This is a genomic window from Micromonospora sp. NPDC005220 (assembly GCF_040607895.1).
Classification (GTDB): domain Bacteria; phylum Actinomycetota; class Actinomycetes; order Mycobacteriales; family Micromonosporaceae; genus Micromonospora.
In genome coordinates this window covers 40,001-51,014 of the sequence record NZ_JBEXHP010000039.1, presented here as the reverse complement: position 1 = coordinate 51,014, position 11,014 = coordinate 40,001, and the positions used below count along the sequence as shown (strand labels likewise).

The window sequence follows — 11,014 nt, the reverse complement described above, 5'->3', positions numbered from 1 at the left end:
CTTTCTTCTTACCCCGCGTGGTGCTCCCCCCGGGGTGTGTGGGCGCCCCCCCCCCCCGGGTTGGGGGGGGGGGGGGGGCGGCGCCGCCGGCCCGCCGCGCCGCCGACGTTCGATCAGCTGCCGAAGAAGACCTCGGCCTCGGCGTACCGCTCCAGCGGCACGGTCTTCAGCTCGCGGGTGGCCTCGGCGAGGGGCACCCGGACGATGTCGGTGCTCTGCATCGCGACCATCTTGCCCCAGTCGCCGTCGTTGACGGCGTCGATGGCCTGCAGGCCCAGCCGGGTGGCGAGCACCCGGTCGAAGGCGGTCGGGGTGCCACCGCGCTGGATGTGGCCCAGCACCACGGTGCGGGCCTCCTTGCCGGTCTTGGCCTCCAGCTGCTCGGCGAGCCACTGGCCGATGCCGCCGAGGCGGACGTGGCCGAACGAGTCGAGTTCCTGGTTGGCGAGGACCATCTGGCCGTCCAGCGGCTGGGCGCCCTCGGCGACCACGACGATCGGGGCGTACTGGTGCTGGAAGCGCTTCTCGACGTAGCCGGCCACCTGGTCGACGTCGAACTGACGCTCGGGCAGCAGGATCACGTTGGCGCCGCCGGCCAGGCCGGCGTGCAGGGCGATCCAGCCGGCGTGCCGGCCCATCACCTCGACGACCAGGGTGCGGTGGTGGCTCTCCGCGGTGGTGTGCAGGCGGTCGATGGCCTCCATCGCGATGTTGACAGCGGTGTCGAAGCCGAAGGTGTAGTCGGTGGCGCCGAGGTCGTTGTCGATCGTCTTCGGCACGCCGACCACGTGCACGCCCAGCTCGTAGAGCTTGGTGGCCACGCCGAGGGTGTCCTCGCCGCCGATCGCGATCAGCGCGTCCACGCCCTGGGCGGCGAGGTTGTCCTTGATCCGCTCGACGCCGTTCTCGATCTTGAACGGGTTGGTCCGGGACGAGCCGAGGATGGTGCCGCCGCGGGGCAGGATGCCGCGGACGTCGGCGATATCCAGCGGCCGGGACAGACCCTCGAGCGGGCCCTTCCAGCCGTCCCGGAAGCCCACGAACTCGTGACCGTAGGTGGCGACGCCCTTGCGGACCACCGCCCGGATGACCGCGTTGAGACCGGGGCAGTCGCCGCCGCCGGTGAGCACGCCGATACGCATGATCCGCTCATCCTCCTGGAGCATCAGGTAAAGCCCGATATGCCCCAGGATATGTGTCAGGTCAGACCATCGGCGCCGTTGCCGGCCCGGGGCGGGCCGTCACTGCGCACTGTAGTCGGCCCGCCGGTACGGCGACAGCGCGCCCCGGCCACCCACCCCCGGTCAGTAGGTCACCTCGTGGTTCTCGCCGGCCTTCGGTGGCCGGCCGGTGACCGCGGCCCTCGCGTAGCCGAGCAGGTTCACCACGGTGCTGCTCGGCGAGTCCCAGTACTCGGCGGAGCTGGTGTGCACCTTGATCAGCGTGAGACCGGGGGTGTCCAGCCCGTCCGGGAACCACGCCTTGAGCAGCGGGCTCCACAGCTGCTCGGCCCGGGTCCGGTCGAACCCCTCGGTGGCCGTGCCGGAGATCGACACCCACGCGTTGTGCTTCTGGTCGGAGAAGGCGACGTTGACCTCCGGGTTCACCCGGATCTGGCGGACCTTGGCCGAGTCGGCGTAGGCGAAGAACCACAGATCGCCGTCGAACTCGGCCTCCTGGAGCCCCATCGGCCGACTCACCTGCCGCCCGTCCACGGCTGTCGTGGTGAGCATGCAGATCCGCGCGTCCCGGGCCAGCTCGGTGACCCGGGCGCGTGCCTCTGCGGCGCTGGTCGGCTGGTCGCTCATGGCAATCTCCCTCGGCTCGGCTGGTCGAACCGTTGCCCGGGACAGAACCGGTCAAACCTACGGCGGTGCGGCCACCCTCAGCGGGCGGTCATCGCCCGCCAGCGGGCCAGGTTGTGCCGGGCATCGACCAGGGCATCGTGCCGGGCCGCGTCCGCGTCCGGCAGGGGCGGCCTACCGCGGTCGTCCCACAGCTGCCGCAGCTCCTTGGTGTAGCGGGGGATCTCCCGGGGCAGCGCCGGCATCGCGCCCCAGAGCTGGGCGAGCACCACGTGGTCGTACGCGGCGAACCAGGCCCACAGCTCCAACTGCTCCCCCGGCCGGTCCCGGATCGGCTCGACCAGGAAGTCGTACAGCTCGTCGCGGATGCGCTCCCGTGAGCGCCAGGCCCGGTCCGCCGGGGAGGGCAGCTTGTCCAGCACGTTGCGTCGAACCCAGGGCACGGCGCGGGAGTCGTCGAACTCGGTGGAGACCGCGTAGAACTCGCGGCCGTACTCGTCGACGACACCGATCGAGACGAGGTCGACGGTCGTGCCGTCCTCGATGAACTCGCAGTCGTAGAAATAGCGGTAGACCATTCCGGACATCTTCGCCCACCGCCGCACGGCCGTGCCCGGCGGGGCCCGCCCGGAGCCGACAGGCGCGGCGGCGACACCCCGTGCACGGCACGTCGCAGCTCGCGACGGTCACGGAAGTGCTTCGAGGGGTGTACAGCAAGCGACCGGACCGTCATGATCTGATGTGTACCGCTACCGGACGCCGAATCGGTGTCAGTTCACCTTGTCGGGGCCCATCAGGTTCGCCCGGTGAGCGAGTTGTGGTCCATGACCGGGGGAGGGGTTGGGCCGTGGAGGTTCGCCTGCCAGAGCCGGGTGACGCGCTCACGGGTGTCGAGATGTTCGCCGGGCTGGAGCCCGAGGTGCGACAGCGCGTCATCGCTGCCGCTGTTCCGCGTACCTACCGCAAGGGCCAACTGCTCTTCGTGGAGAACGACCCCGGCGAGTCGCTGATCGTGCTGCGCCGTGGCGCGGTGGCCGTGTTTCGCACCGCGCCCACCGGCGAGCGGGCCGTGCTGTCGGTCATCCGTCCACCGGACGTGCTCGGTGAGGTCTCCCTGCTCGACGCGTCCACCCGGTCCGCCTCGGCGGAGGCCATCGAGGACTGCGCGGCGCTCGCCCTCTCGCGGGGCGCGTTCATGGAGTTGGTGCACTCCAACCCCCGCATCCTGGACGCGGTGATGCGCTCACTGGGTGGGCTGATCCGCCGGCTCACCGAGCAGAATGCCGACCATGTCTTCCTCGACCTGCCCGGTCGGGTGGCGAAGACGCTGGTTCGGTTGGCCGGCGAGAGCCAGGCACCAATGATCACGATCGAGCTCAATCAGAGCCAGCTGGCCGAGATGGCCGGTGGTTCCCGGCAGAGCGTCAACCAGGCGATCGGCTCGTTCGCGAGCCGTGGCTGGCTGCGCACCGAGGGCCGCCGCATCGTGGTGACCGACGTGGCCGCGCTGCGCCGCCGCGCCGGCATGAACGACCGCTGACCGACCCGGTCCAGGTTTGTCGCCGAACAGGCCTCCGATGTGGGCGGCTGCCGCCCGTACGCACGGCCAACGAGCGCGGCCGGCGGACCAGTGGCCCGCCGGCCGTACCCGGGCGATCAGTTCTGCTTGCTGTCGGCCGGCGGCGCGCCCGGCCCCGGACCGATCTTCTTGGGATCGGTCGGCTTACCAGCCGTGGACGTGCTCGACGAGGTGGTCGTGGTCTCCCCCGACCCGCCCGACTGACCCTCAGGCTCTTCCACCATGCCCTGCTCCTCCAGTTCGGCGAGAGTGACCGCATCGACGTCGATCGTGTCGCCCGGAGCCCACAGCGTGCCACCCGGATCGGTCCACGGGACGGACAGTCGTACCTGCACGGCACTCTCCCTGACATGAAACTTCCTGGTACGGAACACTAACCCCGACCGATCGACGACGTTGCCCGTCCGCACGTCGGGTACCCGACTGGGCGTGCCGGACGCGATACTGACCCTCTTTCGCCCACGGAGCTGAACATCGACCTCAAGTGTGGACACTGCGCACGCGCGGCCGGGCCGGACGACCGCTTCTGCGGCGGGTGCGGCCAGCCGCTCGGGGTCAACTGTGCGCACTGCGGGCACGCCAACAGCACCGAGGTCAACTTCTGCACCAGCTGCGGGCAGCCGCTGCGCGACCACGTCGTGGTGGTGCAGGAGGACCGGCGTCAGGTCAGCGTCCTCTTCGTCGACATCGTGGACTTCACCAGGTACGCGGAGCGGGCCGACCCGGAGCAGGCCCGCAGCCTGCAACAGGCCTACTTCGCCACGGTGCGGCGGATCGTGCACCAGTACGGCGGCGTGGTCGAGAAGTACATCGGCGACGCGGCGATGGCGCTGTTCGGCGCGCCGGTGGCCACCGACAACGACGCGTTGCGGTGTGTCCGCGCCGGCCTGGAGCTGCAGCGGAACCTGGCCCGCCAACCCGCCGGTCCGCAGCCGCCGCTCGGCTTCCGGGTCGGCATCGCGACCGGCGAGGCCCTGGTCGACCTCTCCGCCACCCGCGACGGTGGGCAGGCCTTCGTGACCGGAGACGTGGTCAACACGGCCTCCCGGTTGCAGGCGTTCGCCCCGTCGGGCGGTGTCGTCGTCGACGAGAGCACCTGGTCGGCGACCCGACACGAGATGGAGTACGCCGACCAGCCACCGGTCACCCTGCGCGGGCGGTCCGCGGTGAGCCGGATCTGGCTGGCCGTTCAGGTGCGACCACACCGGGACCCGCGCGCCGCCGAGCTGACCCCGATGGTGGACCGGGAGCACGAGCGCGGCCTGCTGGTCAACGCGCTGCACCGGATGGTGACCGAGCGGACCTCCCAGCTGGTGACGGTGTTCGGCCCGGCCGGTGTGGGCAAGAGCCGGCTGCTGCGCGAGCTGGCCCGGCACGCCGGCAGCCTGCCCGGCCCGCCGATCACCTGGCTCGTCGGCCAGTGCCCGCCGTTCGGCGAGAACGTCACCTGGGCCGCGTTGTCCGACATCGTGAAGACCTGGGTGGGCGTGCCGGAGGTCGACGAGCCGGCCGCGCTGCGCGAGCGGCTGCGGGCCCGGCTGGGGCAGCTCGCCGACCCGCACGCGATCCGGCTCGCCGAGGCGCTCGGGCCGCTGATCGGCGTACCCGGCGAACGGCTCACCCCCGGCGAGACCGAGGCCGCCTGGCGGCGGTTCCTGCTCGCCCTCGCCACCGGCCCGACCGTGCTGGTCTTCGAGGACATGCACTGGGCGGACCAGGCGATGCTCGCCTTCGTCGAGCAGCTGGGCGCGGCGGCGCGCGGCGTACCGCTGCTGGTCGTCGCGACCGCCCGGCCGGAGCTGCGCGAGCGGCACCCGGCGTGGACCGGCACGATCAGCGGCGCGATGTCCATCTCGGTGCCGCCGATGCACGACACCGACATCGACACGCTCTACTCACTGCTCCTCGGGCAGGCGACGCTGCCCTCCAGCTCACGTACCCCGCTGATCGAGTTCGCCGACGGCAACCCGCTCTACGCCCAGGAGTACGCCCGGATGCTGCTGGACGGCGGCCTGCTGGACGCGGTCGGTGCGGCCGCCCGCCGCGACCTCGACGGTGGCGCGGAGATGCCCCGTACCGTGCAGGCGGTCATCGCCAACCGGCTCGACCTGCTGGACCCGGCCGACCGGGCGGTGCTCCAGGCCGCCGCCGTGGTGGGCGTGGTGTTCTGGGCCGCGCCGGTGGCGATGGCGCTGGGGCGGCCGGTGGAGTGGGTGGAGCGTGCGCTGGACCGCCTGCAACGTCGCGACCTGGTGTACGAGCAGAGCACGTCGTCGATGCCCGGCCAGTCCGAGTACCGGTTCCGGCACATTCTGGTGCGCGACGTCTGCTACCAGCGGTTGCCCCGGGCCGAGCGGGTGCTGCGCCACCAACGCACCGCCGACTGGATGGCGCAGCTCACCGACGGCCGGCAGTACGACCTGGCCGAGGTGCTGGCCAACCATCGCTGGGCGGCACACGAGATCGCCCGGACCGTCGGGCTGGACACCGCCCCCTACGCCCCGTCGGCGCGGGCGGCGCTGCACCGCGCGGCCCGCCGGGCGTACGAGCTGCACGCGCTGGACACCGCCGCCGCGCTGGTCGGCCGGGCGCTGGCCCTGGACGTCGGGCCGGACCCGGCGTTGGAGCTGTTCGACGCCGAATTGGCGCTCTACCGGGACGGGGACGCCTTCCTGGTGGCGGGCGGCACGGACACCCTCACCCAGCTGGCCGCGCGACTCGCCACGAGCGGCGACCGGACGGGGGCGGCGCGCGCCTGGACGCTGCTCGCCACCGCCGCGTGGAGTCGGGCCGACCGTTCCGCGACGCTGCGCTACCTGGACCAGGCGATCGGCATCTACAACGACCTACCGGACAGTCAGGAGAAGGCGAGCGCCCTGCTGGAGCTTGCCCGGGTGCACATGCTGAACGCGGAGACCGAGCCGGCGTGCAGCGCGGCGCGTGCGGCAGCGTCCCTGGCCGAGCGGCTTCAGCTGCGCGAGGTCCAGGCCAACGCCCGGATCACCCTGGCCGTGGCGCGTTACCTGGCCGGCTCCACCTCGGCGTTTGCGGAGTTGGCGGAAGTGACCGAGCACTGCCGGGTGGAGCGGCTGACCAGTCGACGTCGGGCGGTGCAGAACCTGGCCTGGGCGTTGCAGGAGGAGGGCGATCTGGCCGGTTCGGCCCGGTTGGTCGACGAGCAGCTCACCCTCGACCTGGGCGGCGAGCACAGCCTGGCCACCAGCTTCGCCGACCAGTGGGCGCGGTCGTACTACGCGGGTGACTGGACGGCGGCGCTGGCGATGGCGGCGGAGTCGACCCGACGGCCGACCGCGGAGTGGGATCTGCACATCGTGGCGGTCTCGGGTTGGATGCGCGGGCTGGCCGGAGCCGAACTGGTCGGACCCGCCACGTCCCACGGAGCCGCGGGGCCGGACGGAGCCGCGGGGCCGGACGGAGCCGCGGGGCCGGACGGTGCGGCGGGGCCGGACGGAACGGGCGGGGATCTGGTCGAGCAGGCGCTGGTCGCGGCGCGGCGCACCGGGTTCCACCGGGTGCTGCGCTCCACGCTGGCGCACGCCGCGCTCTGCCGGGCGGTGCAGGGCCACCGCGACGAGGCGATGGCGCTGCTCACCGAGCTGGACGAGGACTGGCAACGGACCCGGATGATTCCGTTCGCGGAGTGGGTGCCGGCCGTCGGACACGTCGCCGGGGTGCTCGGCGCGGACGCGGCGCGACTGGTCCGGCAGCTGCTCGACCGGGCGCCCCGGATGACCCCGTGGGCGCACGCCGCGGGTCAGGTCGCCGACGCCACGCTGGCCCGGCACGCCGGGGACGCCCCGACCGCGGCGAACCTGCTGCGCTCGGCGGCGGCCAGCTACGCCCGGATGACCGACGTGACCGACGAGGTCATCACGTTGGCGTTGGCCGTCGGCCCGCTGGCCGAGACCGACCCGCCCGCCGCCGCGGCGACCCGCGCCCGCCTGCACGACTTCGCCACCCGTCACCACGCCCCCGCCCTGCTCCACCTGCCCTGACCGGCGACCGGTCCGGCACGGCGGCGGTCAGGCGGCCAGCGGCGCCCCGACAGGCTGCTTGAGCTTCTGGGCGTAGATGTCGACGTACTCCCGGCCGGAGAGCTCCATCAACTCGTACATGATCTCGTCGGTGACCGCGCGCTCGACGAACCGGTCGCCGGCCAGGCCGGCGTAGCGGGAGAAGTCCAGTGGCGCCCCGAACCGGATCTTCACCCGGTCGATCCTGGGGATGAGCTTGCCCGGCGGCTGGATCTCGTCGGCGTTGAGCATCGCCACCGGCACCACCACCGCGCCGCTCTCCAGGGCGAGCCGGGCCACCCCGGTCTTGCCCCGGTAGAGCCGCCCGTCCGGGGAGCGGGTGCCCTCGGGGTAGATGCCGGCCACTCCCCCGGCGCGCAGCACCTGCAACTGGGTGTCCAGCGCGGCGCGCGCGGCCCGGCCGCCGGAGCGGTCGACCGGAATCGTGCCGGTGCCGACGAAGAACATCTTGGTCAACCAGCCCTTGATTCCCTTGCCGGTGAAGTACTCGGCCTTGGCGACGAAGGTGACCTTCCGGGCGGTGATCAAGGGGGTGAAGATCGAGTCGGAGAAGGAGAGGTGGTTGCTCGCCAGGATCACCGGGCCGGTCGCCGGCACATTGTGCAGGCCCTCCACCTGCGGGCGGAAGATCAGCTTGAGCAGCGGACCGAGGAGAACGTACTTCAGCAGCCAGTAGAGCACCGGCGTCCTTTCCTGTGGTGGGCCCGCGACAGCGCCAGCCGTCGTCGCCGACGAGCCTACGAAGCGAGCGCTCTCACCACAACGGAGCTGACGCATCGACTCCGACCCACGCCCTGCTCTCGATCGTTGGCAGCTCAGCAGTGCGGCGCCCGGCGTGTCGAGTGGCCCAACTGCCAACGATCATCGAGATCGCACTCGTCGCGCAAGAACGGACAAAGAAGCCCCGCCGCGACCTGCGGGAGCAGCCGTGACTTTGGAAGACGCGACACAACGCACTCCCGGAACCATGCCCTGACGTGTCACGATTCAGAGCACGGCGTGCGGACGGGCGTCGGAGGGCAGCGGTGGCCGCGCCGGAAGGCGCGTTAAGGGGGATGTCCGGGTGTCAGCGGGTGGGGCCCGCCGGGGACGGCGGGACAACGGGCTCGACGCGAACGAGTACGCCGTCGTCGGCGATGTCGATCCGCGCGTCGGTGAGCACCTGCTCGACGTGTTGGCCGCCGGTGGGATCGCCGCCTACCTCCAGCCCTCCGCCGACCTCAACCCGGTCACCCGCACCACCACCGTGCCGGCCCGGCCGGTCGACCGGCTCTACGTCGACCGCTCGCACCTGACCACCGCACGGGACTACCTGACCCAGCTCGCCGACGAGACCGCTCCGGAGCAGCCGCCGGCCCGCGACGAACCGGACATCGACGCCGAGTGGGCGCGGATCGTGGCCGGCTTCCACACCACGTCCACGCCCGGTGACCACCCGTGGCCGGCCGCGGAGGACGTGGACGAACGGGACGCCCAGGACGAGCCGACGCCCGGGCCGTTGACCCGCTCCGGCACCGACGAGCCCGGTCCGACCGCCACCGATGTTCGCCGGCTGCCGTCGGCGACGGACATCTCCGGCATCTCGGTGGGGCGCGGCACCCGACCGGACGAGCCCTCGCTGCTGGACGGGCTGGACACCTTCGGCGCCGACCTGCCCGACGACGAGGACGACGAGGGTTACCACCCGCCGCCGCCACCGCCGCTGCCGCGGGTCAGCAAGTACGCGGTGATCGGCGTACTCGGGGTGGTCGTCGGGTTCGCGCTGTTCCTCTTCCCGTGGCTGCTCCCGATCGACCGCTCGGCGGTCACGCTGTTCGGGTTCACCGGCATCCTGGCCGGTTTCGTCACGCTGGTCTGGCGACTGCGCCCCGGCGACGAGGACGAGGACGACCCGGACAACGGCGCCGTCGTCTGAGGTCGGCCCGCATCCCGGGACAGCAGCGCCCCGCCGGGGGCGTAACAGTGGTGTAACTTACAGTCAGTAGGAATACCGCTGTACGTCACTTCCCCCGCTGACTGACCGGTTTTTCCTTGCTCGCGGCGGTCAGTCCTCTGCTGATCGGAATGCCCGAGATGCGACAGAGTTCTCTCGTGGTGGTGGCCAACCGCCTCCCCATCGACGACAATCAGGCCCCCGACGGGGCCTGCGAGTGGCGGCGCAGCCCGGGAGGGCTGGTCAGCGCACTGCACCCGCTCCTTCGGCACACCCCGGCGACCTGGGTCGGCTGGGCCGGCGGCACCGGGCCGGCCCCCTCGCTGCCGGACGTGGACGGGGTGCGCATGCACACCGTGGCGCTCAGCCCGGAAGACCTGCGCGACCACTACGAAGGGTTCGCCAACGCCACCCTCTGGCCGCTCTACCACGACGCCGTGGAGCAGCCGCAGCACCACCGCCGGTGGTGGGAGGCGTACCAGCGGGTCAACCAGCGCTTCGCCGAGGCGACCGCGGAGGTGGCCGAGCCGGGCGGGGTGGTCTGGGTGCAGGATTACCACCTGCAACTGGTCCCCGGTCAACTGCGCGCACTCCGCCCCGACCTGCGCATCGGGTTCTTCCTGCACGTGCCGTTCCCGCCGCCGGAGCTGTTCATGCAACTGCCCCGCCGGGCCGAACTGCTGCGCGGCATGCTCGGCGCCGACCTGGTCGGCTTCCAGCGCGTGCAGGCGGCGCACAACTTCGCCCAGCTGGTGACCCGGGTGCTGGAGCTGCCGGCCACCGACCGGCGGATCGGCATCGACGACCGGGTCGTCCGCATCGGCGCGTTCCCGGTCTCCATCGACACCGCCGAGATGGCCGCGCTCGCCGGCCGCCCGGACGTGGCCGCTCGGGCCCACCGGCTCCGCCGGGACCTCGGCGATCCCCGGCAGGTCGTGCTCAGCGTGGACCGGATGGATTACACCAAGGGCATCGAGCAGCGCCTCAAGGCATACAGCGAGTTGCTCGCCAGCGGCGACGTCAAGGTCCGCGACACGGTGCTGGTGCAGGTCGCCATGCCGAGCCGGGAACGCGTCGGCCAGTACCAGATCCTGCGCGAGCGCATCGAACGCGAGGTCGGCCGGATCAACGGCGAGTTCGGCCGGGTCGGCGAGCCGGCGATCCACTACCTCACCCAGCCCTTCGACCGGGCCGAGCTGGCCGCGCTCTACCGGGTCGCCGACGTGATGGCGGTGACCCCGCTGCGCGACGGGATGAACCTGGTCGCCAAGGAGTACGTGGCCGCACGGGTCGACGACACGGGCGCTCTGCTGCTCAGCGAGTTCGCCGGCACCGCGGCCGAGCTGTCCCAGGCGTACCTGGTCAACCCGCACGACCTGGAAGGGCTCAAGCACGGCCTCCGGGCGGCGCTGCGGGCCAGCCCGGCCGACACCACTCAGCGGATGCGGGCCATGCGCGCGCACCTGCACCAGCACGACATCCGGGCCTGGGCCCGCTCCTACCTGCGCGCCCTGGACGAGAGCGGTGCTCTGGTCAGTCGCCTGACCAGCACCGACACCGGCTCCGACGGCACCGCTCGGGTGCCCCGGCCGGCCACCCCGACCGGCGGCCCGGCCGTCCACCAGGGCGGCGGCTGACCGCC

Annotated in this window: 9 protein-coding genes; 4 read left to right on the top strand and 5 right to left on the bottom strand. The window is 72.2% G+C overall.

The window, feature by feature from the left end; translation table 11 throughout:
- Nucleotides 1–113: 113 nt before the first annotated feature.
- The 3 genes from ABZU52_RS16970 to ABZU52_RS16960 form a co-directional block, all read right to left on the bottom strand.
- Complete coding sequence (locus ABZU52_RS16970; RefSeq protein WP_091408060.1) at nt 114–1,142, bottom strand: 6-phosphofructokinase; 1,029 nt, start codon at nt 1,140–1,142, stop codon at nt 114–116.
- A gap of 162 nt (nt 1,143–1,304) precedes the next feature.
- Nucleotides 1,305–1,808, bottom strand: coding sequence for a pyridoxamine 5'-phosphate oxidase family protein (locus ABZU52_RS16965; RefSeq protein WP_354971944.1), 504 nt, complete (start codon nt 1,806–1,808; stop codon nt 1,305–1,307).
- A 77-nt stretch (nt 1,809–1,885) separates the two neighbouring features.
- Complete coding sequence (locus tag ABZU52_RS16960) at nt 1,886–2,383, bottom strand: polyadenylate-specific 3'-exoribonuclease AS (RefSeq protein ID WP_354971950.1); 498 nt, start codon at nt 2,381–2,383, stop codon at nt 1,886–1,888.
- A gap of 269 nt (nt 2,384–2,652) precedes the next feature.
- Here ABZU52_RS16960 and ABZU52_RS16955 point away from each other — a divergent pair, with 269 nt between their 5' ends.
- Complete coding sequence (locus ABZU52_RS16955; protein ID WP_030337710.1) at nt 2,653–3,345, top strand: Crp/Fnr family transcriptional regulator; 693 nt, start codon at nt 2,653–2,655, stop codon at nt 3,343–3,345.
- A gap of 116 nt (nt 3,346–3,461) precedes the next feature.
- Here the strand turns inward: ABZU52_RS16955 and ABZU52_RS16950 are convergent, their stop codons facing one another.
- Entirely contained in the window at nt 3,462–3,719 is a 258-nt protein-coding gene (locus ABZU52_RS16950) for a hypothetical protein (RefSeq protein WP_354971943.1), read from the bottom strand.
- 51 nt (nt 3,720–3,770) lie between these two features.
- Between ABZU52_RS16950 and ABZU52_RS16945 the strand changes: the two genes are divergently transcribed.
- Entirely contained in the window at nt 3,771–7,400 is a 3,630-nt protein-coding gene (locus tag ABZU52_RS16945) for an adenylate/guanylate cyclase domain-containing protein (protein WP_354971949.1), read from the top strand.
- 27 nt (nt 7,401–7,427) lie between these two features.
- Here ABZU52_RS16945 and ABZU52_RS16940 read toward each other — a convergent pair whose 3' ends face one another.
- Nucleotides 7,428–8,120 (bottom strand): lysophospholipid acyltransferase family protein, encoded by a 693-nt coding sequence (locus ABZU52_RS16940; protein ID WP_354971942.1) that lies wholly within the window; start codon nt 8,118–8,120, stop codon nt 7,428–7,430.
- 382 nt (nt 8,121–8,502) lie between these two features.
- Here ABZU52_RS16940 and ABZU52_RS16935 point away from each other — a divergent pair, with 382 nt between their 5' ends.
- Entirely contained in the window at nt 8,503–9,354 is an 852-nt protein-coding gene (locus ABZU52_RS16935; protein WP_354971941.1) for a DUF308 domain-containing protein, read from the top strand.
- A gap of 158 nt (nt 9,355–9,512) precedes the next feature.
- Nucleotides 9,513–11,009: a trehalose-6-phosphate synthase gene (locus ABZU52_RS16930; RefSeq protein ID WP_354971940.1), complete on the top strand. Its 1,497-nt coding sequence runs from the start codon at nt 9,513–9,515 to the stop codon at nt 11,007–11,009.
- Nucleotides 11,010–11,014 lie beyond the last annotated feature (5 nt).